This window comes from Streptomyces sp. NPDC096339 (genome assembly GCF_044762985.1).
In the GTDB taxonomy this organism is placed as follows: Bacteria; Actinomycetota; Actinomycetes; order Streptomycetales; family Streptomycetaceae; genus Streptomyces.
Genome location: NZ_JBIWFI010000003.1, coordinates 65,453 through 88,606, shown reverse-complemented (window position 1 = coordinate 88,606; position 23,154 = coordinate 65,453). Strand labels below are relative to the sequence as shown.

Sequence of the window (23,154 nt, the reverse complement as noted above, 5' to 3'; positions counted from 1 at the left end):
GGCGTTTGAGGCGCTGGGGTTCGGGGGCAGCGCCCCCGACAGCGGCGGCGCAGAGGCCCACGAACGGTCACCGGAACGGGTGAGGGGCGTACCCGGAGAACCAGGTACGCCCCTCAAGGGAACTACGGCGCTACGCGCCCCGGAGCACCGCCCCGGTCCGCTCGCCCGCGAGGGCAACGGCCGCGTCACGGGCCGCCGTGGACTCCTCCGCCGTCAGCGTGCGGTCCGCCGCGCGGAACCGCAGCGCGTACGCCAGGGACTTCTTGCCCTCGCCCACCTGCGCACCGGTGAACACGTCGAACAGCCGCAGCGATTCGAGCAGCTCGCCCGCGCCCTTGCGCAGCGCGGCCTCCACCGCCGACGCCGGGACCGACGCGTCCACGATCAGCGCGACGTCCTGGGTCGCCACCGGGAAGGAGGAGATCCGGGGCGCGCGCAGGGCCTCGCCGCCGGCCGCCGCGAGGCGGTCCAGGTCGAGTTCCATCGCGCAGGTGCGGGCCGGCAGGCCCATGGCCTTGACCACGCGCGGGTGCAGTTCACCGGCGTGGCCGATGACCGTCTCCACGCCGTCCAGGGTGACGAGCAGCTCGGCGCACCGGCCCGGGTGCCACGGGCCGTACTGGCCCTGGCGGACCACCAGCTCGGCACCGGCCTCGACGGCCAGCGCACGCGCCGCCTGGACCGCGTCGGCCCAGTCGGCCGGACGGCCCTTGCCCCACCAGCCGGCCTGCTCGCGCGCGCCGGCCAGCACGACCGCGGCGTACCGCGGCTGCGCGGGCAGGGCCGCGTTCAGGGTGGCGATCTCCTCGTCCGTGGGACGACGGTCGACGGGCAGCCGTACGGCGACACCCGGCCGGTCGCCGGCCCGGAAGACGGAACCGGTCTCGAAGAGCGCGAGGTCGTGGCTGCCCCGGCTGTCGTTGCGGCGCAGCGCGCCGAGCAGACCCGGCAGCAGCGTGGTGCGCAGCGCCGGCTCCTCGTCGGAGATCGGGTTGACCAGCTTGACGACCTGGCGGCTCGCGTCGTGCGCCGGGAGCTGGAGCTGGTCGAAGACGCCCTCGCCGATGAACGGGTAGCTCAGCGCCTCGACGTAGCCCGCGCCGGCCAGCGCACGGCCCACCCGGCGGTGCAGCTGCTGCCGGGCGGTCAGACCGCGGCCGGACGGCACCTGCGGGAGGGTCGACGGGAGGTTCCCGTAGCCCTCCAGCCGGATGACCTCTTCGGCGAGGTCGTTGGGCGCGGCGAGGTCGGGCCGCCACGACGGGACGGTGACGACGAGCTCGTCCTGGCCGTAGACGTCGCAGCCGATCTCCTGGAGGCGGCGTACGACGGTCTCGCGGCCGTACTCCATGCCCGCGACCCGGTCCGGGTGGTCCGCGGCCATCGCGATGGTGCGCGGCGCGCCCGGGGCGGTGACCTCGGTGACGCCGGCCTCGGCGGTGCCGCCCGCGAGCAGCACGAGCAGGTCGACGGTCCGCTGCGCGGCCGCGGCGGCGGCCTGCGGGTCGACGCCCCGCTCGAAGCGCTTGGACGCCTCGGAGGACAGCTTCATGCGGCGGGCGGTGCGCGAGATCGACACGGAGTCGAAGTGCGCGGCCTCGACGACCACCTCGGTGGTGCCGGTGACGGCGCCGGTCTCGGGGTCGGTGACGGAGTCGGCGATCTCGGTGTTGGCGCCGCCCATGACACCGGCGAGGCCGATCGGCCCGCTGTCGTCGGTGATCACCAGGTCCTCGGAGTCGAGCGTGCGCTTGACCCCGTCGAGGGTGGTGAACTTCTCGCCCTGCTCGGCCCGGCGGACACCGATGGCGCCGTCGATCCGCGAGCGGTCGTAGGCGTGCAGCGGCTGGCCGAGTTCGAGCATCACGTAGTTGGTGATGTCCACGGCGAGCGAGATCGGGCGCATGCCCGCCTTCTGCAGGCGGCGGGTGAGCCAGATCGGGGAGCGCGCGTCGGGGTCGAGACCGGTGACGGTGCGCGCGGTGAAGCGGTCGCAGCCGGACGGGTCGTCGATCTTGACCGGGTAGCCGTACGAGTTCGGGGCCGGGACGTCGAGCAGCGCCGGGTCGCGCAGCGGCAGGCCGTACGCGGTCGCCGCCTCGCGGGCGACACCGCGCATGGACATGCAGTAGCCGCGGTCCGGGGTGATGTCGATGTCGAGGACCTCGTCGACGAGCTGGAGCAGCTCGATCGCGTCGGTGCCGACCTCGTGCTCGGGCGGGAGCACGATGATGCCGTGCCCGCCGTCGTCGCCCATGCCGAGCTCGTCGCCCGAGCAGATCATGCCGTGCGAGGTGCGGCCGTACGTCTTGCGCGAGGCGATCGCGAAGTCGCCGGGCAGCACGGCGCCGGGCAGGACCACGACGACCTTGTCGCCGACGGTGAAGTTCCGGGCGCCGCAGACGATCTCCTGCGGTTCGCCGGTGCCGTTGGCCTGGCCGACGTCGACCGTGCAGAAGCGGATCGGCTTGCGGAAGCCCTCCAGCTCCTCGATGGTCAGGACCTGACCGACGACCAGGGGGCCCTTGAGGCCGGCGCCGAGCTGCTCGACGGTCTCGACCTCGAGGCCGGCGTCGACGAGCTTGTGGGCCACGTCACGGCCGGTCTCGCCCGCGGGGAGGTCGACGTACTCCCGCAGCCAGGAAAGCGGGACGCGCATCAGATCTCACTCCCGAACGGCCGGGTGAAGCGAACGTCACCCTCGACCATGTCTCGCATGTCTTCAACGTTGTGGCGGAACATCAGCATCCGCTCGATGCCGAACCCGAAGGCGAACCCGCTGTACTTCTCGGGGTCCACACCGCAGGCGACGAGCACCTTGGGGTTGACCATGCCGCAGCCGCCGAGCTCGATCCAGCCCTCGCTGGAACAGGTGCGGCACGGGCGGTCGGGGTTGCCCACCGACTCGCCGCGGCACACGTAGCACTGCATGTCCATCTCGGCGGACGGCTCGGTGAAGGGGAAGAAGTGCGGGCGCAGGCGCGTGGTGGTGCCCTCGCCGAACAGCTCCTGGACCATGTGGTCCATGGTGCCCTTGAGGTCCGCCATGGTCAGGCCCTCGTCCACGGCGAGCAGCTCGACCTGGTGGAAGACGGGGGTGTGCGTCGCGTCGAGCTCGTCGGTGCGGTACACGCGGCCCGGGCAGACGATGTAGACGGGGGGCTTGCGCTCCAGCAGCGAGCGCGCCTGCACCGGGGAGGTGTGGGTGCGCAGCACGACGCCGGACTCGTCGCCCTCGGTGCCCTCGGGCCCCCGGACGAAGAAGGTGTCCTGCATCTGGCGTGCCGGGTGGTCGGGCGTGAAGTTGAGGGCGTCGAAGTTGAACCACTCCGCCTCGACCTCGGGGCCCTCGGCGACCTCGTAGCCCATGCCCACGAAGATGTCCGCGATGCGGTCCATCAGCGTGGTCAGCGGGTGGCGGGCGCCGGCCGGGACGCGGTCGTAAGGCAGCGTGACGTCCACGGCCTCCTCGACCAGCACCCGCTCGTCGCGCTCGGCTTCCAGGGCGACGGTGCGGGCTCCGAACGCCTTGTTCACCGCCCCGCGGGCCTGGCCCATGCGCTTGCCGACCTCGGCCTTGGCCTGGGGCGGCAGGGCGCCGATCTCGCGGTTGGCGAGCGCCAGGGGCGAGCGGTCGCCCATGTGCGCGGTCTTCGCCTCACGCAGCGCGTCGAGGTCGCCGGCGGCCGCGAAGGCGGCGAGCGCCTCGTCCCGCATGCGCTCGATCTCTTCCGGTTTCAGTGCCTCGACCTCGACAGGGTCGTACGACTTGTTCGGTGCCGACATCTCTTCCCGTACTTCCGATGGCTGGCTGGTGGTCCCGTGCGCGACTCGAGAAGTTCGTCACCGGGACACAAAGGTGCCAAAGGACGAGTCTAAAGGCCGCCGGGGGTGAAGGAGCCCGTGGGCCGCCTGGCAGGACTCTCCGCAGGGTTACTGCGTGAGGTAGGCCGGGGCGCTCACGGGCAGGATAAATCGGAATTCGGCGCCGCCGCCGGGGCCGCGGCCGACCGTGATCGTGCCGCCGTGCGCCTCCACGATCCCCTTGACGATGTACAGGCCCAGGCCGGTGCCGCCGCGCTTGCTCCCCCGCCAGAAGCGGGTGAAGACGCGGCTCATCGACTCCTCGGGGATCCCGGGGCCTTCGTCGGTCACGGTGACGGCGGTTCCCTTCTCATGCGGCATCACGTCGATGGTGACCGTTCCCTCGCCGTGCCGCACCGCATTTTCCAGGAGGTTGCCGAGGATCTGGTCGATCTTGTCCGGGTCTGCCCACAGATCGGGCAGCGGGCGGCTGACGCTGACGAGGAACCGCTCCGGTTCCTGTCCGTTGGCGGTCAGCGCCTGTACGTGGCGGCCGATCGCGGTGGCGATGTCCACCGGCTGGCGGCGGACCTCCAGGCGGCCGGAGTCGATCCGGGAGATGTCGAGGAGCTCGGCGATCAGGCGGGTGACCCGGTTGGCGTCGGCGTCGACGGTCTCCAGCATCAGCCGCTTCTGGTCGTCGGTGAACCGCTCCCATTTGGCGAGGAGCGTCGCGGTGAAGCCCTTGACGGAGGTCAGCGGTGAGCGCAGCTCGTGGGCGACCGTGGCGATCAGCTCGGCGTGGCTGCGCTCGGTGCGCCGGCGGGCCTCGGTGCCACGCAGGGTGACGACGAGGCGGCGCAGCGGGCCGGTGGGGTGCGTGCGGACGTAGCCGGCCGACACGAGCACCTCGCGGCCGCCGGGCAGCAGCAGGTTCCGTTCGGGCTGTCCGCGCCGGGTGGCGAGCCCTCCGTACGGATCGGTCAGCGCCCACCAGCGGCGGCCTTCGAGGTCCTCCAGCGGGAGCGCCCGCTCGATGGGGGTTCCGAGCACCTCGTGGGGCGCGATGTCGGTGATGCGGGCGGCGGCCCGGTTGAAGCAGATCACGCGGCCGGTGTCGTCGGCGACGACCAGCCCGTCGGGCAGGTCGTCGGGGTCGATCCCGAAACCCGCCCCGAACTCGGCCCCGGCGGAGGCCTCGGCCCGGCCCGGCCGGGGGGCCGCGGAGCCCGGACCGGGTGCCTGCGGCGGCACGCCGCGCAGCCCGTCGGCGCGGCGGCCGGCGGGGGCGTCCCGGAACCGCTCCTCGGGCGCGTCCGCGGCCCCCGCGGCCCCCGTGGCTCCCGGTGAGCTGTTCGTACCGACGGTCATTCCCCGTACCCCACATCTCCGAGTAGCGCCGTGGGCCCCCGGGCCGCCACAGTACTAGCTGGGGGTCACGGAGCGGCACCCTCCGGGCGCCCGCTGTGCACGCGCGGAGGCGTAGAGGCACACGGCGGCGGCCGTCGCGAGGTTCAGGCTCTCGGCCTTGCCGTGGATCGGGACCCGTACGACGGCGTCCGCGAGCGCCCGCGTCTCCTCGGGCAGGCCCCACGCCTCGTTGCCGAAGACCCAGGCGGAGGGGGTGCCCATGGTGCCGGCGTCCAGCTCGGCGTCCAGGTCGTCCTCTCCGGCCCCGTCGGCCGCGAGGATCCGTACGCCCGCCGCGCGCAGCCCCTCGACGGCCTGTTCCACCGGGACGCCGACGGCCACCGGCAGGTGGAAGAGGGAGCCCACGGAGGCCCGTACGGACTTCGGGTTGTACAGGTCCACGGAGGCGTCGGTCAGGACGACGGCATCGGCACCGGCGGCGTCCGCGCAGCGCAGCACCGTGCCGGCGTTGCCGGGGTCACGGACGTGCGCGAGGACGGCGACCAGCTTGGGTCGGGCCTTGAGGATCTCCTCGAACGGCGAGTCGAGGAAGTGGCAGACACCGACGAGGCCCTGCGGGGTGACGGTCTGCGAGACCTCGGCGAGCACCTCGTCGGAGGCGTAGTGCACGCGCGCGCCGGCCAGCCGGGCGGCTTCGACGATGTCCGCGTAGCGCTCGGCGGCCTCGACGGTGGCGAACAGCTCGATCAGGGTCGACGCGCCCTCGGCTCCGCGGTGCTCGACGGCCTCGCGGACCGCCTGGGGGCCCTCGGCGATGAACCGGCGCTCCTTGGTGCGGAAGTTGCGCCGCGCCAGGCGCCTGGCGGCGGCCACCCGCGGGGATCGGGGGGAGATCAGCTCGGCGGGGTGACCCATGTGTCTGCGGTTCTCTTTCGGGGTTCCGTGGCGGTGTGGTGCCTGCAAAGCACACGGACCCGCAGGCGAATGCCTGCGGGTCCGTGGGGGCCGGCCGCGTGAGAGCGGGCCGGCTAGCCCTTAGGCAGCGACCTTGGGGGCGTTGACGTCGGCCGGGAGGGCCTTCTGCGCGACCTCGACCAGCGCGGCGAACGCGTTGGCGTCGTTGACGGCGAGCTCGGCGAGGATCTTGCGGTCCACCTCGATGTTCGCGGCCTTCAGACCCTGGATGAGGCGGTTGTACGTCATGCCGTTCTGGCGGGCAGCGGCGTTGATGCGCTGGATCCACAGCTGACGGAAGTCGCCCTTGCGCTTCTTGCGGTCGTTGAAGTTGTAGACCAGCGAGTGGGTGACCTGCTCCTTGGCCTTGCGGTACAGGCGCGAACGCTGACCGCGGTAGCCGGAGGCCGCCTCGAGGATCGCCCGGCGCTTCTTGTGGGCGTTTACTGCCCGCTTGACGCGTGCCACTTTTAACTCCTTGTAGCGGGGCCGTGGGTGTCTTCACACGGCCCGGAAATTCGATGGGGTCCCGGTCTGACGTTCATCCGCTCCCGGCTCGGGAGCGGGGACGTCAGATGCCGAGAAGCTTCTTGATCTTCGCGGCGTCGCCGGGAGCCATCTCCGCGTTGCCGGTCAGGCGGCGGGTGACACGGGACGACTTGTGCTCGAGCAGGTGGCGCTTGCCGGCGCGCTCACGGAGCACCTTGCCGGAGCCGGTGACCTTGAAGCGCTTCTTGGTACCGCTGTGCGTCTTGTTCTTCGGCATGGCGCCGTTATCTCCTCGTCGGTGGCGCTCCCTCGCCGGCCCTGATGGGACCGGCGAGCGGGAGCGTCATGTTGTGTCGGGTGATTTCGAGACAGGCTGCCTCGGAATCAGGCCTCGGCGTTCGCCTCGTCGGCGGGCGCCTCGGTGACCTCGGATCCCTCGGTGGCGGACGCCTCGGCCGGAGCGGTCTCCTCGGAAGGAGCCGCCTCGTCGGTGGCGACGACACCCTGGCGCTCGGCCTTGCGGGCGGCCTGCGCCTCGCGGGCTTCGGCCATGGCCTCGGTCTTCTTCTTGTGCGGACCGAGGACCATGATCATGTTTCGGCCGTCCTGCTTCGGGTTCGACTCGATGAAGCCGAGCTCCTCGACGTCCGAAGCGAGACGCTGCAGCAGTCGGTAGCCGAGTTCCGGCCGGGACTGCTCGCGACCACGGAACATGATCGTGATCTTGACCTTGTCGCCCTGCTTGAGGAACCGAACGACGTGACCCTTCTTGGTGTCATAGTCGTGCGGGTCGATCTTCGGCCGGAGCTTCATTTCCTTGATGACCGTGTGCGCCTGGTTCTTGCGCGCCTCACGGGCCTTCATGGCCGACTCGTACTTGAACTTGCCGTAGTCCATGAGCTTGCAGACCGGCGGGCGCGCGGAGGCCGCTACCTCGACCAGGTCGAGGTCGTACTCCTGCGCGAGCTCAAGCGCCTTGGCAAGCGGCACGATGCCGACCTGCTCACCGCTGGGACCGACGAGTCGAACCTCGGGAACGCGAATCCGGTCGTTGATGCGGGGCTCGGTGCTGATGGATCCTCCTCGGTAGCACCACACGACTGCCTGGCAGACAGCCGCTGACGTGTATTTCCGTCAGACCGACCGAGCGGGAGAATGAAAAAAGCCCCGCCGGGCACAGGCAGGGGCTCCAAAGCAACCGGAGCACCATCGCGTGCGAACCGCGGGGCGCAGTATCGGGCAGCTTTCCATCGTCCGTACGGAACGATGGATGCCGCCTGACCGGTGACCTGCCTCCCCGGAGGGTGGTCAGGTGGGAGAATCGGAGCCTCCACTTGTGGGCCGGGCACACAGGTGTCCGGCCGGTCGAACTACATACTAGCACCGTGCCTGGCAAGCCGCTCCACGGCCTATCGTGGTCCGCATGACTGACGCGACGCCTTCCGCTTCCACTCCCGATTACGACGACATGACCCGCGACATCGCGGAGGTTCCGGCCGTCGAGGTCATCACCACGGTGGCCGTGCACCTGCTGAGCGCCGCGGCGGTCAACCTGGGCCTCGACAAGCCGGACTCCGAGCACAAGGACCTCGACGAGGCCCGCAAGCTGATCAACGCCCTGGCCGGCCTGGTGACCGCCAGCGCCACCGAGATCAGCTCCTTCCACGCCGCCCCGCTGCGCGACGGCCTCAAGTCGCTCCAGCTCGCCTTCCGCGAGGCCTCGATCGTCCCGGACGAGCCGGGCCAGGGTCCGGGCGAGAAGTTCACCGGCCCTGTCTACGCCTGATCCCCGCACTCCCCCGCATACGAAGGGGCCGGGCCCGCCGGAACGTTCCGGCGGGCCCGGCCCCTTTCGTCGTCCGTCCCCGGGTCAGCGGCTGAACAGCGGCTGCCCGGGCGGGACCGGCCCGTCGGGCGGCAGCAGCGCCAGGTCCAGGCCGCGCACCAGCCGGGCCCGCAGGGTCTCGTCCGCCGCCAGCGCCCGCGCGACCCGGCGCGCGGCCTCGGGGGCCTCCGCACCCGCGGCCAGCACGACCGCGAGGGTGCCGTCGGCGTCGGCGCCGCCCCGGCCCAGGTGGGCCCGGACCACGGCCGGCTCCGCCGCCACGGCGGCCCGTACGGCCTCCCGTACGGCGGGATCGGCCAGCGGGTCGGCGTCGGTACGGCCCTCGGCGAGCGCGAGCAGCGCGGCGCCGGTCAGCTGGTAGGTGACCGGGCCCGCCAGGTCGAGCACCACGGTGTCGGCCTTCTCGTGCGCGGCGGCCGCCAACGCCTGGTGCAGCGGGACGGCCACCGGCCGGGCCGCCGGGTCCCAGAGCGCGAGCGAGGCGATGGAGGTGAAGGCGGGCAGCGCCCGCCGGTCGCCCGCCCGGAGGGTGGGGACGGCCATGTCGCTGGTCTTCTCGCGCTTGAGGCCCGTCTCCGGGTCGGTCTCGACCTCGCCGAGCACGGCGACGACCGGGACCAGCAGCCGCGCGTCCTTCAGCGCCGCGAGCACCTCGGGCTCCTTGGCCCGGTCCTCGGACCAGGCGGCCAGGGCCGCGGTCAGCCGGGGGTCCGCGGAGCCGTCGTCGTCGGAGAAGCCCGGGTCGGGAATGTTCTTGTTCGCCACTTGTCCCACGTTCGCCTCGTTCGCCACGGTCGGTCCGACCCTACTGTGCGGTGTCCTCGTCCCGCCCCCGGGTGCCCCGGCGCGGGCGGCGGGCCAGTACGCAGGCCAGCGCGAGCAGCGCCGCCCCCAGGGCCGCCGCGGCCGGGGCGCCGAGCCGGGCGGCGCGCTCGGGCGGGCGGACCGGGTCGGGGCCGGAGCCGAACCAGGTCCGCCCGGCCGGGACCGGGGTGGGCACCGGGGCCTGCGGGCGCATCGCCTCCGCCTGCTGCAGGGCGGCGGCCGGGTCCACCATCCCGTGGCCGCGGGAGTCGTCGCGTCCGCCCGCCGGGGAGTCGGAGGCGGTGTCCTCCAGCAGCTTCTTGATCTGGGCCGGGGAGAGTTCCGGGTGGGCGGCCTTGACCAGGGCCACGGCTCCGGAGACGAAGGCCGCCGCGGCGCTGGTGCCCCAGCCCTCGTAGTAGGAGCGGTCCGGGTCGGCGATGACCACGTCCACGCCGGGGGCGCTGACGGTGGCGTACCAGTTCCGGGTGGAGAACTTGGCCTTCTTGCCGCGACGGTCGACGGCGGTCACGGCGATCACGCCCGGGTAGGCGGCCGGGTAGGAGACGCGGTCGCCGTTCTCTCCGCCGTTGCCCGCGGAGGCGACGACGACCACGCCCTTGGAGAGCGCGTACTGGACGGCTTCGTCCTCGCCCGCCTCGTGGTGGGCGGAGTCGCTGTCGTCGCCGAGGGACAGGTTGATCACGTCGGCGCCGTGGTCGGCGGCCCAGCGGATGCCCTCGGCGAGGGCCCCGCCCTTGGACTCGCGGGCCTGGGCGCGGCCCGGGTCCCCTTCCTCCAGGATCACCCGGACCGGGAGGATCTTCGCCTGCGGGGCGACGCCGAGCACGCCCTGGCCCCGGTTGGGGCCGTGCCCGTGGCCCGCGATGATGCTCGCCATCGCGGTGCCGTGGCGGGCCCAGGAGCGGTCGCCCCGGCCGGCGCCCAAGCCGACGAGGTCGGTTCCGGCCTGGACCTGGCCCGCGAGGTCGGGGTGGGAGTCGTCGACCCCCGTGTCGAGGACGGCGACGGTGACCCCGTCGCCGCGGGTGGTGCCCCAGGCCTCCTCCGCGCGCAGCGCCAGCAGGCCCCATTCGCGGTCCCGGATGGTGTCCGCGGCGGCGGTGGGCGCGATGGCGCCGTTCACGAGGAGGGCGGCGAGCGCGACGGCGACCGTACGGCCGGCCGCGCTCATCGGGCCGGCGCCGGGGTGGGCGGGGTGGTGAGCGTGCGCAGGGCGGCCGCGACCCGGCCGGCGAGGCCCTTGGCCTCGTGGCCGAGGCCGGCCCGGGCGGCGGGGCCCGTGGCGTCCTTCTTCATCAGGTCCTCGGCGGGCAGGGGCGTTTCCAGGTGGCGGCCGTCGGCGAAGGCGGACACCGTGTAGAGCACGACGGGGGCGTCGGGGAGCACGGACGCCGTCCAGGCGGCGCGCTGCGCGCCGGCGAAGCCGTAGCCGGGCGGAGCGGTGAACCGCCCGGTGAGCGCGGCCATCGCGGGGGCGTCGGCCGGGGTGAAGACCAGGCCGACGGTGATCAGGGAGCTGCCGGTGGCGTCGGTGTAGGTGGCGCGGAGCACGCGGGTACAGCCGGTGGTGGCCAGCAGCTGCTGCCAGTCGGAGGGGAGGGCTGCGGGGCAGTCGGCGTCGGGGGCCAGAGCGGTGCGGGTCCAGCTGCGGTCGGCGCCGCCGGGGCCGGCCGCGGGACCGGCGAGGACGGGCGGCAGGAGGCTGTCCACGGGAGCGGAGTGCCACAGCGAACGGGCCTTGCCGTAGGCGGCGTTGGCGGAGGGCGCGTGGTGCGTGGCGCGGTGCTCGGACCAGACGGTGAGGCCGGCTCCGGCGAGGAGGCCGGTGCCGAGGGTGGCGCACACCGCCGCGGCCAGTACCCGTGCGGGGCTGCGGCGGGGGTGGCCGGGGTGGCCGGCCGGGGGCTGATCCGGGTCGGGCTCGGCCGTGATCACGGTCCGCGGTGTCGTCGTGGTCATCCGGCGGCTCCGCCCCCCGTTCCGTACGGCTGCCTGCCCGCTACTCTACGGGGTTCGCCCGCCGCCTCCGCTCCGTCGGGGGGCGGATACCCCTACCCACCGGTAGAGACCTCTGGCAAGCTGCCGCCATGTCTTCCGACCGGGCCCGGTACGACCGGGCGACCGCGCATCTCGACGCGCCGCTGGCCATCGTGGATCTCGAGGCGTTCGACGCCAACGCCGACGACCTGGTCCGCCGGGCGGGCGGGAAGCCGGTGCGCGTGGCCAGCAAGTCCGTACGGTGCCGTGCGCTGCTGGAACGGGTACTGGCACGGCCCGGGTTCGCCGGGATCATGTCGTACACCCTGGCGGAGTCGCTCTGGCTGGCCCGGGCGGGCTTCGAGGACGTACTGCTGGCCTATCCGTCCGTGGACCGGGCCGGGTTCGGGGAGCTGGCCGGGGACGCCAAGCTGGCCGGCGCCGTGACGGTGATGGTGGACGATCCCGCGCAGCTGGAGCTCATCGACCGGGCCCGGGACGGCGGCTCCGAGGAGATCCGGGTCTGCCTCGAACTCGACACCGCGCTGCACCTGTTCGGCGGGCGGGTCCGGGTCGGGGCTCGGCGCTCGCCGCTGCGGGAGCCCGCGGAGCTGGCGGAGCTGGCGAGGGTGGTGTCCGAGCGGCCCGGGTTCAGGGTGGTCGGTCTGATGGCGTACGAGGGCCATGTCGCCGGGGTCGGGGACTCGCTGGCCGGGCGGCCGCTGCGCTCGCGCGCGATCCGGCTGATGCAGGGCGCGGCCCGCAAGGAGCTGGCGGCGCGGCGGGCGGCGGTGGTACGGGCCGTGCGGGCCGTGGTGCCGGACCTGGAGTTCGTCAACGGGGGCGGGACGGGCAGCGTCGCGGAGACCGCGGCGGAGGGCGCGGTCACCGAGATCGCCGCCGGGTCGGGGCTGTACCTGCCGCGGCTGTTCGACAACTACACGACGTTCAGCGGGCGTCCGGCGGCCCTGTTCGCGCAGCCGGTGGTCCGGCGGCCCGGGGTGGGCGTGGTGACCGTCCTCGGGGGCGGGTACCCGGCCTCGGGCGCGGCCGGCGCCGACCGCTCACCGGTGCCGTACCTGCCGCAGGGGTTGCGCTACGACCCGCAGGAGGGCGCCGGGGAGGTCCAGACCCCGCTGCTGGGCAGCCCGGCCGACGACCTGCTGATCGGCGACCGGGTCTGGTTCCGGCACGCGAAGGCCGGTGAGCTGTGCGAGCGGTTCGACACCCTGCACTTCGTGGAGGGCGACCGGGTGACGGGCAGCGCGCCGACGTACCGGGGCGAGGGGAAGACCTTCCTCTGAGACTTGATCCGCCAATCATCGCAGGGTGAGTTGCGGGTTGCAGCCGGGGCGGGGGCCAGGCGTTCCGACCGTCAGATTCGGCCCGTGCGCGGTGATGACGTCCCTGGCCACGGTACGGGCGCGGTAGCGCCGGTGCTCGGCGGCCGATGCGGCGCACTCAACCTGACGGGCGCGCATCTGCTGGTAGTTGGCGGACAGACGGTCATGGCGGAACGCCTGCTTCGCAACCCCGTCCGCACGGGCGGCGCGGGCACCGCCGGGGACTGTGACGGTCTTCTCCGGCAGGCCCCTGGATGCCCGGCGCTCGGCCCTGCGGGCCTGCTTCTTCGACAGCCTGTACTGGGCGGGGCCGCGCCCGGCGGGAACGCTCCAGCGCCCGGGCGCGGCCCCGCCGCCTCTTCGCTTCCTTCTCCAGCCGGGCCTCCTCGGCGGCCGTGAGTGTGATCTCGGTTGAGATCGGCTTGCCGTCGGCGGGGGCGAGGCCGGCGGGGAAGGAGACGACCGACAGGTTGGAGACGTTGCCGTCCACCCCGCCTATCCGTTCCAGGGCACCGGACTGCTGCCGCATCTGCCGTACCGCCGGAGAGGCGTAGCCGGGACCGAGGATCATCGGATGTGCCTCATAAGCCCAGCTGCCCGGCGCACTGGCCTTGCGGCGCCGCACGAGGTCCACCTTGTGCCAGCGATCCGGATTCGACAGGAAGTGCTCAACCCGACGGTTTCCGCCACTGTCACCCCCTGCCACCGATCAGCCGGCCCACCCACGGTTGGTGAGTGTCAGACCATGAAGCAGAGAAGGGGCCGCAAGCGAGAACAGCCTTCCTGTCACCCGAACGAGCGTACGAGGCCTGTGGGCCGGGGGTGCTGGTCCGCGACCCGAGCGCTCACGGCCTCCTTACTGGAGAGTCCGGTCCAGCCTGCCTCCGAGGTTCCTGGAAAAGCCGACCGCCGGATGCCATGTCGGCTAACCGTCCAAGACCCACCGCACGCAGCGGGCACTCCGCTCGCTCCCGAGGCCGTCAGCCGTACACGGAGTCCGTCTGGTCCGGGATGACGCTCGCGTCGGAGCGCAGGACCGGGCCCTTGGTGCCGTCGTGGTCGACGTAGCCGGTGGTCGCGCACGGGTACGGCGTCGTCTTCTGCTTCTTGGGGTCGATGAACATGGGGTTGACGATCCAGCGGCCGTCGCCGTTCTCGTAGGCGCGGCACATGAGCTCGTTCTTGTTGCGGTTCAGGACGAGCCGCAGGGCGGTCGCGTCGCGCAGGAACGAGATGTCGGTGTCGGAGTCTCCGGCGGCGAACACCTGGCGGCGGGCGGGCGGCTGGACCTTCTCGGCGTCCGCGCCGCGCACGCCGAAGACCTCCTTGTTGATCCAGCAGCGCTTGCCGTCGATGTACGTGATCATCGTGTCGGCGCCGTCCGGGACGGATCCGCAGCCCTGGAGGCGGGAGGTGAGCTTCCCGCCGCGGGTGGTGGTGTTGCGGATGCCGATGACGTGGTCGGCGTCGATGCCCACGCCCTTGGCCCACACCTCGACGACCGGCTGCGGCGAGGCCGAGGTGATCCAGACGTCGAAGCCGGCCCTGCGCAGGGTGTTGATCAGGTCCTTCTGCTGGTCGTAGTAGCGGACCCAGCCGGTGGCGGTGCCCGTGCCGACCTGCTGGGTGGCTCCGATGGGGGCTGCGAGGTTCTCGGTGCGGGCGGCGGCGGCGAAGCCTCGTACGTCGCGGGCCGTCCAGCCCTGCGTCAGCTGGGCCAGCCAGGAGTACGAGGGCTCGGTGGTGCGGCGGTCCCAGCCGGCGAAGGCGGCGGCGCCGGTGCGGGTCGCGGCGGTGCCGTAGACGGCGTTGATCTCGTCGGCGCAGCCGGCTCCCTGCGGGGTCCCCGTGGGCAGCGGCTCTCCGGTGCGGGCGAGCGGGGTGCAGGCCTCGGCGAGGGCGGTGGCGGCCGCGGGGGTCAGGAAGCGGCTGGTGGCGGACCAGTCGGCCGGGCGGCGGATCCTGCCGTTGCGCAGCAGCCAGTACATGGTCGCGTCGCCGACGTCGTTCTTGACCACGGTGTTGTCCCAGTCGAAGACGGCCACCGGCTTGTGGCGCCGCCCGCCGCAGGCGCCGTACCGGTCGACGAGCTGCTGGAGGCGGGCCTGGTTGTCCCCGTACCAGCCGGGCCCGACGACCGCCGACCGGCGGCAGGAAGTCTGGTCAGCCTCCGCGGGCGCCGCCCAGAGGAGTCCGGAGCCGGTGGCGGCTATGAGGGCGAGGGTGGCGGTTCTGTTTCTTCGCATGCTGCTCCTCATGGTTCGGGATGTGGAACGGCCGGGCGCCTTGCGAGGCGCCCGGCCGGCCGACGGTTACGGGGCTGGTCTACAGCGGGGTGACGTACGCGCCGGAGATGCCGCCGTCGACGAGGAAGTCGGTGGCGTTGATGAAGGAGGAGTCGTCGCTGGCGAGGAACGCGACGGCGGCGGCGATCTCGGTGGGCTCGGCGAAGCGGCCGAGCGGGATGTGAACGAGGCGGCGGGCAGCGCGCTCGGGGTCCTTGGCGAACAGCTCCTGGAGGAGCGGGGTGTTGACGGGTCCCGGGCACAGGGCGTTGACGCGGATGCCCTCGCGGGCGAACTGCACGCCGAGCTCGCGGGACATGGCCAGGACGCCGCCCTTGGAGGCGGTGTAGGAGATCTGGGAGGTGGCGGCGCCCATGATGGCCACGAAGGAGGCGGTGTTGATGATGGAGCCGCGGCCCTGGCGCTGCATGTAGGGCAGGGCGGCCTTGCAGCAGAGGTAGACGGAGGTGAGGTTGACGTCCTGGACCCGCTTCCAGGCCTCCAGGCCGGTGGTGAGGATCGAGTCGTCGTCCGGGGGCGAGATGCCCGCGTTGTTGAAGGCGATGTCGACGGAGCCGTAGGTGTCGAAGGCGGTCTTGAAGAGGGCCTCGACCTCCTCGGGGTCGGTGACGTCGACCTTCACGAAGGTGCCGCCGACCTCTTCGGCCGCGGCCTTGCCGGCGGTCTCGTCGATGTCTCCGCAGACGACGTTGGCTCCCTCGGAGGCCAGCCGGCGGGCGGTGGCGAGGCCGATGCCGCTGCCGGCTCCGGTGATGACGGCGGTGCGGCCGACCAGGCGGCGGCAGACGATCTCTTCGGTCCCTGCAGTGCTCATGTGCTTCAGGCCTCCGTGCTGATGAAGACGTTCTTGGTCTCGGTGAAAGCGGTGAGGGCGTCGGGTCCGAGCTCGCGGCCGAGTCCGGACTGCTTGTAGCCGCCGAAGGGGGTCCAGTAGCGGACGCTGCTGTGCGAGTTGACGGACAGGTTCCCGGCGGCGACGGCGCGCGATACGCGCAGGGCGCGGCCGATGTCGCGGGTCCAGAGGGAGCCGGAGAGGCCGTACTCGGTCGCGTTGGCCAGGCGTACGGCGTCCTCCTCGTCCTCGAAGGGCAGGACGACGGCCACCGGGCCGAAGACCTCCTCGGCGGCCACGGGCGAGGTGGGGGCGACGTCCGTGATCAGGGTCGGCGGGTACCAGAAGCCGGGGCCCTCGGGGGCCTTGCCGCGGATCGCGGTGAGGTCGCCGGTGACGTAGGACCGTACGCGCTCCAGTTGGGCGCGCGAGATGAGCGGCCCCATCTGGGTCTTCTCGTCGAGCGGGTCGCCGACGAGGACGGACTCGATGCCGGGGGCGAGGAGTTCCAGGAACCGGTCGTAGGCGGAGCGCTGTACGAGGATCCGGGTACGGGCGCAGCAGTCCTGGCCGGTGTTGTCGAGGAAGGCCATGGGAGCCGCGGCGGCGGCCGCTTCCAGGTCGGCGTCGGCGAAGACGATGTTGGGGCTCTTGCCGCCGAGTTCGAGGGTGACGCGCTTCACCCGGTCGGCGCACTTGGCCATGATCTGCTTGCCGACGCGGGTGGAGCCGGTGAAGACGATCTTGGCGACACCGGGGTGCTCGACGAGCGCGTCGCCGGCGACCGCTCCGCGACCGGGGAGCACCTGGAAGAGGTGCTCGGGGATCCCGGCTTCGAGGGCGAGTTCGGCGAGGCGCAGGGCCGTGAGGGGGGTGGTCTCGGCGGGCTTGAGGATCACGGCGTTGCCCGCGGCCAGGGCGGGCGCCAGGGCCCAGGCGGCGATCGGCATGGGGAAGTTCCAGGGGGCGATCACCCCGATCACGCCGAGCGGTTCGAGGAAGGTGACGTCGATGCCGCCGGCGACGGGGATCTGGCGGCCGGAGAGGCGTTCCACTCCTCCGGCGGCGAAGTCGAGCAGGTCGCGTACGTTGCCCGCCTCCCAGCGGGCGTTGCCGATGGTGTGGCCGGCTTCGCGGACCTCCAGCAGGGCCAGTTCCTCGATGTTCGCGTCGACGACCGCGGCGAAGCGGCGCAGCAGCCGGGCCCGGTCCGCGGGGGCGGCCGCCGCCCAGGCACGCTGAGCCGCGGCGGCCCGGGCGACGGCGGCGTCGACATCGTCCCGTGTGGCGGCCGGGACGATGGCGACGGTTTCCTCGGTGGCCGGATTCAGGACCTCTAGGTCGTCGGGGGCCAGCGCATCGGACACGTGGGTGCCTCTCTGGTGTCGGTTCTGTGGTCTTACAGGCGTTCGAAGGAGCGGCGCAGCTCCCAGTCGGTCACCGCGGAGTCGTAGGCGTCGAGTTCGACGCGGGCCATGTTGCGGTAGTGGGCGACCACTTCGGGGCCGAAGGCGGCCTTGGCGATCTCGCTGTTCTCCCAGAGTTCGGCGGCCTCGCGCAGGGTCGCGGGGACGTGCGCGTAGTCGGCGGTGTAGGCGTTGCCGGCGCACGCCTCGGGGAGTTCCAGCTGGTTCTCGATGCCGTAGAGCCCGGCCGCGACCAGGCCGGAGACGGCGAGGTAGGGGTTGACGTCGCCGCCGGGGAGGCGGTTCTCGAAGCGCATGGAGCGGCCGTGGCCGACCACGCGGAGCGCGCAGGTCCGGTTGTCCACGCCCCAGGCGACCGCGGTGGGCGCGAAGGATCCCGGCCGGAAACGCTTGTACGAATTGATGTTGGGGGCGTAGAGAAGGGAGAAGTCGCGCAGCGCCGCCAGCTGGCCGGCGAGGAAGTGCCGCATCACCGGCGACATTCCCCCCGGCCCGTCACCGGCCATGGCGTTGCGTCCGTCGGTGTCGTTGAGCGAGAGGTGGATGTGGCAGGAGTTACCCTCGCGCTCGTCGAACTTGGCCATGAAGGTGAGCGAGACGCCTTCCTGGGAGGCGATCTCCTTCGCCCCGGTCTTGTAGACGGAGTGCTGGTCGCAGGTGGTCAGCGCCTCGTCGTAGCGGAAGACGATCTCGTGCTGGCCGAGGTTGCACTCCCCCTTCGCCGACTCGACGATCAGGCCCGCGGCCTGCATCTCGCCCCGGATGCGGCGCAGCAGGGGCTCGACGCGGCCCGTCCCGAGGACGGAGTAGTCGATGTTGTACTGGTTGGCGGGGGTCAGGCCGCGGTAGCCCGCGTCCCAGGCCTGCTCGTAGGTGTCCCGGAAGACCATGAACTCCAGCTCGGTGCCCACCATCGCCGTGTAGCCGAGCTCGGCGAGGCGCTCCAGCTGGCGGCGCAGGATCTGGCGGGGCGCGGCGACGACGGGCGAGCCGTCGTTCCAGGCGAGGTCGGCGAGGACGAAGGCGGAACCCGGGTTCCAGGGGATGCGGCGCAGGGTGGCGAGGTCGGGGTGCATGGCGAAGTCGCCGTAGCCCCGGTCCCAGGAGGACATCTCGTAGCCGTCGACGGTGTTCATGTCGGTGTCGACGGCGAGCAGGTAGTTGCACCCTTCGGTGCCGTGCGCGAGGACCTCGTCGAGGAAGAACTGTGCGGCGAACCGCTTGCCCTGGAGCCGCCCCTGCATGTCGGGGAAGGCCAGGACGACTGTGTCGATCTCACCGCTGGCGACGAGGGCACGGAGCTCCTCGGGCGCGAGCGGCGGCTTGCGGTCTACCACTGGATTCTCTCCTTCGGTGAGCCGAGTGCGCCTAAGGTATTGAACAGAACCATTGCTTGGGAAGGGGAGGAGCCAAGATGACCGACACGGCGAGCGAAGGGGACGCCGCGCGGCGGCTGGATCCCGTGCTGCGACAGGTGCGGGCGGGCAACGGTTTCGAGGAGGCCCTGGAACAGATCCTCCAGGTGGTCCGACTGGGCCTGGTCTCCGGCGGGGAACGGCTGCCGCCCGAGCGCGAGTTGGCGGAGCGGATGGGAATCAGCCGGGTCACGCTGCGCGAGGTGCTGAAGGTGCTCCAGGACCAGGGACTGGTGGAGGCCCGACGCGGCCGGTACGGAGGAACGTTTGTGCTGCCGCGCCCCGACACCCCCGCGGGCGGCGCCGAGGAGGAGCTGCGCCGGCGCGTCGCGGGCGTGGACATCGAGGACGTACTGCGCTTCCGCGAGGTCCTGGAGGTGGGGGCGGCCGGGCTGTGCGCCTCCCAGGGGCTGACCGAGGAGGCCACCGACCGGCTCCTCGGAGCGCTGGCCGCCACCCACGACGCCCCGCTCGCCGACTACCGCCGCCAGGACACCCTCTTCCACCTCACCCTGTGCGAACTGGCCGGGTCCGCGACCCTGACGGCCCAGTACGCGGCCGTCCGGGCCACGGTCAACGACCTGCTGGACTGCATCCCCTTGCTCGTACGGAACCTGGAGCACTCCCAGCAACAGCACACCGCGCTGGTCGAGGCGGTGCTGGACCGGGACGCCGCCGGGGCGCGGGAGATCATGCGCGAGCACTGCTGCGGCACGGCGGCGCTGCTGCGGGGGTTCCTCGCGTGACCCGGCCGGAGAGGGCTTCGTAACGTCCGTTTAACGCAGAGGTCTTGCGCACTCCACTCTCCTGCGGCAAAGGTACGCAGCAAAACCATTGCAGCATTGCCCGCAGGCAGGAGCGCACGATGGCCGACGACGTCGCGGCACGGCTGAAAGCCGTGCCCGGAACACCCGACTCCCCCGAGGGCGGGGACGACTACCTGGAGCGCCGCACGCTGCGCCGGGGCAGCGCCGGCTGGCTGCTGCTGACCGGCCTCGGTGTCGCGTACGTCGTCTCCGGGGACTTCTCCGGCTGGAACGTCGGCCTCGACAAGGGCGGCTTCGGCGGCCTCGCCATCGCCACCGTCCTCATGGGCGCGATGTACGCCTGCCTGGTCTTCTCCCTCGCCGAACTGTCCACCATCCTGCCGACGGCGGGTGGCGGTTACGGTTTCGCCCGCCGCGCGCTGGGCCCCTGGGGCGGCTTCCTCACCGGCACCGCGATCCTCATCGAGTACATCCTGGCCCCGGCGGCGATCGTCATCTTCATCGGCGACTACGTGGAGTCCCTCGGCCTCTTCGGCCTGACCTCGGGCTGGCCGGTCTACCTCGGCTGCTTCGTGATCTTCATCGGCGTGCACCTGTGGGGCGTCGGCGAGGCGCTGCGCTTCAGCCTCGTCGTGACCGCCGTCGCCGTCGCCGCGCTGCTGATCTTCGCGGTGGGCGCCTTCACCGAGTTCAGCGCCGACGGCCTGAACGACATCCCGGTCGACCCGCAGGCGTTCGGCTCGAACTCCTGGCTGCCGCTGGGCGTCCTCGGCATCTGGGCGGCGTTCCCCTTCGGGATGTGGTTCTTCCTCGGGGTGGAAGGCGTCCCACTGGCCGCCGAGGAGGCCAAGGACCCGGTCCGCTCCATGCCGAAGGCGCTCGCGATCTCCATGGGCATCCTCGCCCTGCTGGCCCTCGTCACCTTCTTCGCCGCGACCGGAGCCCAGGGCGCCGACGCCGTCAAGACCGCCGGAAACCCCCTGGTGGTGGCCCTGGAGGGGGACGGCGGCCCGACCGCGCTGAGCCGCTTCGTGAACTACGCGGGCCTCGCCGGCCTGGTGGCCTCCTTCTTCTCCCTCATCTACGCGGGCTCGCGCCAGCTCTTCGCCCTGTCCCGGGCCGGTTACCTGCCCCGTTTCCTGTCCCTGACCTCGAAGCGCAAGGCCCCGTACCTGGGCCTGGTCATCCCCGGCGCGATCGGCTTCGCCCTCGCCGCGGCCACCGGGAACGGCGCGCGCATGCTCAACATCGCCGTCTTCGGCGCCACCATCTCCTACGCGCTGATGGCCCTCTCCCACATCGTGCTGCGCCGCCGGGAGCCCGGCCTGGAGCGCCCCTACCGCACCCCCGGCGGGATCGCCACCTCCTCGGTGGCCTTCGTACTGGCCCTCTCGGCCCTGGTCGCCACCTTCCTGGTGGACAAGGACGCGGCATTCATCGCGCTGGCCGTGTACGCCGTCGCCCTCGCCTACTTCGCGTTCTACAGTCGGCACCACCTCGTGGCCTCGGCCCCCGAGGAGGAGTTCGCGGCTCTGGCAGAAGCCGAGGCGGAACTGACCCGCGACTGAAATCCTGCCCCTACGCCGCTTCTCCCCCATCGGAGGTATGGAACGTGTCCAGGCCGCTCATCGGCATCACCACCTACGTCGAGGAATCCACCCGCTACGGGGTGTGGGACCTCCCGACGTCCCTCGTACCGTCCGGGTACTACGAGCTCGTCCAGGCGTCGGGCGGCGCGGCCGTGCTGCTCCCGCCGGACGAACCCGCGTCGGCGGCGGAGGTGCTGGCCCGGGTGGACGGCCTGATCGTGGCGGGCGGCCCGGACGTGGACCCGGTCCACTACGGGGCGGTCCGCGACCCGCGCACGGGCGCCCCGGCCACCGTCCGCGACCAGTGGGAACTCGCCCTGATCACGGCGGCGCTGGACCTGGACGTCCCCCTGCTGGGCATCTGCCGGGGCATGCAGGCGCTGAACGTGGCCCTGGGCGGCACGCTGATCCAGCACATCGACGGGCACGTGCACACCCCGGGCGTCACGGGCTGGCACCCGGTCCGCCCGGTCGCGGGCACCCGGTACGCGGAGCTCGTCCCCGAGGAAGCGGACGTCCCGACCTACCACCACCAGGCCGTGGACCGGCTGGGCCGCGGCCTGGTCGTATCGGCGTACGCGGTGGACGGCACGGTGGAGGCCATCGAGGACCCCGACCGGTCGAAGTGGGTCGTGGGCGTCCAGTGGCACCCGGAGCGCGACAAGGACACCCGGGTGATGGCCTCCCTCATCGAGGCCGCCACGGCCCGCCGGGCCGTCCCGGTGTCCTGACCCCCACCGCGCGTCCGGGGCCGGGGCCGGCCCCGGGAGCAGGCGGGTGCCGGTCCGCGTAGAGCCGGCGGGCGAGCACGCAACGGCCCGGGGGGCGCGGGCCGTTGCACCCGGCCGGGATCCGGGCCCGGCTCCCGAATGGCACCCGCCCTTCGCTGCGCGCACGCTGGAAGGGTGAGAACCGAGGCAAACGGCACGGCGACCGGCCTGGTCGCCGGGTTCCTGGAGAACCCGGTCGTGGGCATGGCGCCGTGGATCATCTTCTCCCTGCTCGTCGGCCCCGGGCGCTTCGAGATCGCGGTCGTACTGTCCCTGGCCACGGCCGTCGCGCTGGTCGTGGCCGGCCACCTGATCAATCGGGGCCGCTCCTGGAAGCTGCTGGAAGTGGCCGACGTGGTGTTCTTCGCCGCGATGGCCCTCCTCGGGGCGCTGGCGAGCGAGGGCACCCTGCGCTGGCTGGAGACGTACGCGGGCGAGGTCGCGAACCTCTCCCTCACCGTGATCGCCTTCGGCTCGATGGCCGTGCGCATGCCGTTCACGCTCCAGTACGCGCGGGAGGAGGTGGATCCGTCCCTGTGGCACACGCGCACCTTCCTGCGGACCAACTACCTCATCACCGGGGTGTGGGGCCTGGCCTTCCTGGTGGCGGCCATCGCCGGGGCGTACGGGGACCTGGTCCTGCACAACCCGAACAACATCTGGACCGGCTGGATCATCCAGATCCTGGCCATCGTCGCCGCGCTGCGGTTCACCGCCTGGTACCCGGAGGTCGCCCGGTCCCGCGCCCGCGGTGGCACCGGACCGGGCACGGCCTCGCTGCTGCTGCCACTGGCGGGGCTGCTGGTGCCGATCGGCATCGCGGTGCTGGTCTTCGACAACATGTGGTGGCTGGGCCTTGCCCTGATCGTCGCGGGATCGCTCCTGACAAAGGCCCTCCAGTCGCGCGTCGAGCCAAAGACCCGCCCGCAGACGTGACTTGCGGTCCGCGCCCCGTCCCACCGGGTGGGGGCCGGGCCGTGAGCCGGGCACGGCGGTACGGCGGCATCCGTCAGCCGCTGAAGAGGACCGACCGCAGCTTCAGCCGCTCCGAGCCGCGGCCCGTGAGCGGGCGGAGCGTGAAGTAGTCGCCCTCGCAGTCCGGTTCGGTGAACACCGTGGCCGTCGCCGTGGTCCGGTTGCGCGGCGAGTGGGCCGGTTCGCTGGAGGACGGGTCGGCGACCTCGGGCAGCGTGATGCACTCCCCGCCCGGCGGGTTCTCCAGCACCACCCTCAGCGGGCTGCCGTCGAGGCCGACGACGGTGTACTGGAACTGCCCCGTCGCGGCCGAGGCCGACGTCGGGAGGGTCAGGAGCAGCGTGAAGGCGCCGAAGGCGGCGACGGCGGCATGGCGAAGACGCATCAGGGGTTCCCCTCGGGAAAGCAACGAACGTGCGGGAGTCACCTTTCCGGCGAGATACGCCCAGGTCACCCGCCAT

At 72.4% G+C, this 23,154-nt stretch carries 21 protein-coding genes; 6 read left to right on the top strand and 15 right to left on the bottom strand.

Annotation, left to right across the window (positions count from 1 at the left end; translation table 11 throughout):
* Positions 1–130: 130 nt before the first annotated feature.
* From pheT to infC, 7 genes are all read right to left on the bottom strand, one after another.
* Positions 131–2,659 (bottom strand): phenylalanine--tRNA ligase subunit beta, encoded by a 2,529-nt coding sequence (pheT, locus tag ACIQ5Y_RS06955; protein WP_403875905.1) that lies wholly within the window; start codon positions 2,657–2,659, stop codon positions 131–133.
* Positions 2,659–3,786: a phenylalanine--tRNA ligase subunit alpha gene (gene pheS, locus ACIQ5Y_RS06950; RefSeq protein ID WP_403875902.1), complete on the bottom strand. Its 1,128-nt coding sequence runs from the start codon at positions 3,784–3,786 to the stop codon at positions 2,659–2,661. Before pheS ends, pheT begins: the two co-directional genes overlap by 1 nt.
* 147 nt (positions 3,787–3,933) lie before the next feature.
* Positions 3,934–5,175, bottom strand: a complete 1,242-nt coding sequence (locus ACIQ5Y_RS06945; protein WP_403875899.1) for an ATP-binding protein — start codon at positions 5,173–5,175, stop codon at positions 3,934–3,936.
* A 54-nt stretch (positions 5,176–5,229) separates the two neighbouring features.
* Positions 5,230–6,090 carry a TrmH family RNA methyltransferase gene (locus ACIQ5Y_RS06940; protein WP_403875895.1) on the bottom strand — a complete coding sequence of 287 codons (861 nt, stop codon included), beginning with the start codon at positions 6,088–6,090 and terminating at the stop codon, positions 5,230–5,232.
* Positions 6,091–6,210: 120 nt separating this feature from the next.
* Positions 6,211–6,597 carry a 50S ribosomal protein L20 gene (gene rplT / locus ACIQ5Y_RS06935; RefSeq protein ID WP_030157251.1) on the bottom strand — a complete coding sequence of 129 codons (387 nt, stop codon included), beginning with the start codon at positions 6,595–6,597 and terminating at the stop codon, positions 6,211–6,213.
* Positions 6,598–6,700: 103 nt separating this feature from the next.
* Entirely contained in the window at positions 6,701–6,895 is a 195-nt protein-coding gene (gene rpmI, locus ACIQ5Y_RS06930) for a 50S ribosomal protein L35 (RefSeq protein WP_030012385.1), read from the bottom strand.
* A gap of 107 nt (positions 6,896–7,002) precedes the next feature.
* The gene (infC, locus tag ACIQ5Y_RS06925; RefSeq protein WP_403875890.1) at positions 7,003–7,716 is read right to left on the bottom strand and encodes a translation initiation factor IF-3; all 714 of its coding nucleotides are present in this window, start codon (positions 7,714–7,716) and stop codon (positions 7,003–7,005) included.
* A 325-nt stretch (positions 7,717–8,041) separates the two neighbouring features.
* Here infC and ACIQ5Y_RS06920 point away from each other — a divergent pair, with 325 nt between their 5' ends.
* Positions 8,042–8,404 (top strand): DUF1844 domain-containing protein, encoded by a 363-nt coding sequence (locus ACIQ5Y_RS06920; protein WP_376662463.1) that lies wholly within the window; start codon positions 8,042–8,044, stop codon positions 8,402–8,404.
* Between the two features lie 84 nt (positions 8,405–8,488).
* Here the strand turns inward: ACIQ5Y_RS06920 and ACIQ5Y_RS06915 are convergent, their stop codons facing one another.
* From ACIQ5Y_RS06915 to ACIQ5Y_RS06905, 3 genes are read right to left on the bottom strand one after another with little or no spacing between them, the layout of a single operon-like run.
* On the bottom strand, positions 8,489–9,229 hold the full coding sequence (locus ACIQ5Y_RS06915) for an SseB family protein (protein ID WP_403875887.1): 741 nt from the start codon (positions 9,227–9,229) through the stop codon (positions 8,489–8,491).
* Positions 9,230–9,269: 40 nt separating this feature from the next.
* Positions 9,270–10,463: a type VII secretion-associated serine protease mycosin gene (gene mycP / locus ACIQ5Y_RS06910; protein ID WP_403875884.1), complete on the bottom strand. Its 1,194-nt coding sequence runs from the start codon at positions 10,461–10,463 to the stop codon at positions 9,270–9,272.
* Positions 10,460–11,251 carry a hypothetical protein gene (locus tag ACIQ5Y_RS06905; protein WP_403875881.1) on the bottom strand — a complete coding sequence of 264 codons (792 nt, stop codon included), beginning with the start codon at positions 11,249–11,251 and terminating at the stop codon, positions 10,460–10,462. The genes mycP and ACIQ5Y_RS06905 overlap by 4 nt, the downstream gene beginning before the upstream one ends.
* Before the next feature lie 128 nt (positions 11,252–11,379).
* Between ACIQ5Y_RS06905 and ACIQ5Y_RS06900 the strand changes: the two genes are divergently transcribed.
* Complete coding sequence (locus ACIQ5Y_RS06900; protein ID WP_403875878.1) at positions 11,380–12,573, top strand: amino acid deaminase/aldolase; 1,194 nt, start codon at positions 11,380–11,382, stop codon at positions 12,571–12,573.
* A gap of 1,019 nt (positions 12,574–13,592) precedes the next feature.
* Here the strand turns inward: ACIQ5Y_RS06900 and ACIQ5Y_RS06895 are convergent.
* The 4 genes from ACIQ5Y_RS06895 to ACIQ5Y_RS06880 all read right to left on the bottom strand — a co-directional run bounded on the left by ACIQ5Y_RS06895 (position 13,593) and on the right by ACIQ5Y_RS06880 (position 18,514).
* Positions 13,593–14,858, bottom strand: a complete 1,266-nt coding sequence (locus tag ACIQ5Y_RS06895; RefSeq protein ID WP_403875875.1) for a haloacid dehalogenase-like hydrolase — start codon at positions 14,856–14,858, stop codon at positions 13,593–13,595.
* 79 nt (positions 14,859–14,937) lie between these two features.
* Positions 14,938–15,732: a 3-oxoacyl-ACP reductase gene (locus tag ACIQ5Y_RS06890; protein ID WP_403875872.1), complete on the bottom strand. Its 795-nt coding sequence runs from the start codon at positions 15,730–15,732 to the stop codon at positions 14,938–14,940.
* Between the two features lie 5 nt (positions 15,733–15,737).
* The gene (locus ACIQ5Y_RS06885) at positions 15,738–17,117 is read right to left on the bottom strand and encodes an aldehyde dehydrogenase family protein (protein ID WP_403875869.1); all 1,380 of its coding nucleotides are present in this window, start codon (positions 17,115–17,117) and stop codon (positions 15,738–15,740) included.
* Positions 17,118–17,149: 32 nt separating this feature from the next.
* Positions 17,150–18,514 (bottom strand): glutamine synthetase family protein, encoded by a 1,365-nt coding sequence (locus tag ACIQ5Y_RS06880; protein ID WP_403875867.1) that lies wholly within the window; start codon positions 18,512–18,514, stop codon positions 17,150–17,152.
* A 77-nt stretch (positions 18,515–18,591) separates the two neighbouring features.
* Between ACIQ5Y_RS06880 and ACIQ5Y_RS06875 the strand changes: the two genes are divergently transcribed.
* The 4 genes from ACIQ5Y_RS06875 to ACIQ5Y_RS06860 all read left to right on the top strand — a co-directional run bounded on the left by ACIQ5Y_RS06875 (position 18,592) and on the right by ACIQ5Y_RS06860 (position 22,654).
* Complete coding sequence (locus tag ACIQ5Y_RS06875) at positions 18,592–19,338, top strand: FadR/GntR family transcriptional regulator (RefSeq protein ID WP_403875864.1); 747 nt, start codon at positions 18,592–18,594, stop codon at positions 19,336–19,338.
* Positions 19,339–19,457: 119 nt separating this feature from the next.
* The gene (eat, locus tag ACIQ5Y_RS06870) at positions 19,458–20,927 is read left to right on the top strand and encodes an ethanolamine permease (protein ID WP_403875861.1); all 1,470 of its coding nucleotides are present in this window, start codon (positions 19,458–19,460) and stop codon (positions 20,925–20,927) included.
* Positions 20,928–20,971: 44 nt separating this feature from the next.
* Complete coding sequence (locus ACIQ5Y_RS06865; protein ID WP_403875858.1) at positions 20,972–21,679, top strand: gamma-glutamyl-gamma-aminobutyrate hydrolase family protein; 708 nt, start codon at positions 20,972–20,974, stop codon at positions 21,677–21,679.
* A 174-nt stretch (positions 21,680–21,853) separates the two neighbouring features.
* Complete coding sequence (locus ACIQ5Y_RS06860; RefSeq protein WP_403875855.1) at positions 21,854–22,654, top strand: hypothetical protein; 801 nt, start codon at positions 21,854–21,856, stop codon at positions 22,652–22,654.
* A 73-nt stretch (positions 22,655–22,727) separates the two neighbouring features.
* Here the strand turns inward: ACIQ5Y_RS06860 and ACIQ5Y_RS06855 are convergent, their stop codons facing one another.
* Entirely contained in the window at positions 22,728–23,078 is a 351-nt protein-coding gene (locus ACIQ5Y_RS06855; protein WP_403875852.1) for a hypothetical protein, read from the bottom strand.
* Positions 23,079–23,154 lie beyond the last annotated feature (76 nt).

Coding starts and splice junctions, on each gene's coding strand:
- ACIQ5Y_RS06900 (WP_403875878.1), top strand. CDS start 11,380: ATGTCTTCCGACCGGGCCCGGTACGACCGGGCGACCGCGCATCTCGAC.
- ACIQ5Y_RS06940 (WP_403875895.1), bottom strand. CDS start 6,090: ATGGGTCACCCCGCCGAGCTGATCTCCCCCCGATCCCCGCGGGTGGCC.
- ACIQ5Y_RS06905 (WP_403875881.1), bottom strand. CDS start 11,251: ATGACCACGACGACACCGCGGACCGTGATCACGGCCGAGCCCGACCCG.
- pheS (WP_403875902.1), bottom strand. CDS start 3,786: ATGTCGGCACCGAACAAGTCGTACGACCCTGTCGAGGTCGAGGCACTG.
- ACIQ5Y_RS06890 (WP_403875872.1), bottom strand. CDS start 15,732: ATGAGCACTGCAGGGACCGAAGAGATCGTCTGCCGCCGCCTGGTCGGC.
- ACIQ5Y_RS06920 (WP_376662463.1), top strand. CDS start 8,042: ATGACTGACGCGACGCCTTCCGCTTCCACTCCCGATTACGACGACATG.
- ACIQ5Y_RS06945 (WP_403875899.1), bottom strand. CDS start 5,175: ATGACCGTCGGTACGAACAGCTCACCGGGAGCCACGGGGGCCGCGGGG.
- ACIQ5Y_RS06895 (WP_403875875.1), bottom strand. CDS start 14,858: ATGCGAAGAAACAGAACCGCCACCCTCGCCCTCATAGCCGCCACCGGC.
- rpmI (WP_030012385.1), bottom strand. CDS start 6,895: ATGCCGAAGAACAAGACGCACAGCGGTACCAAGAAGCGCTTCAAGGTC.
- ACIQ5Y_RS06855 (WP_403875852.1), bottom strand. CDS start 23,078: ATGCGTCTTCGCCATGCCGCCGTCGCCGCCTTCGGCGCCTTCACGCTG.
- ACIQ5Y_RS06875 (WP_403875864.1), top strand. CDS start 18,592: ATGACCGACACGGCGAGCGAAGGGGACGCCGCGCGGCGGCTGGATCCC.
- eat (WP_403875861.1), top strand. CDS start 19,458: ATGGCCGACGACGTCGCGGCACGGCTGAAAGCCGTGCCCGGAACACCC.
- mycP (WP_403875884.1), bottom strand. CDS start 10,463: ATGAGCGCGGCCGGCCGTACGGTCGCCGTCGCGCTCGCCGCCCTCCTC.
- pheT (WP_403875905.1), bottom strand. CDS start 2,659: ATGCGCGTCCCGCTTTCCTGGCTGCGGGAGTACGTCGACCTCCCCGCG.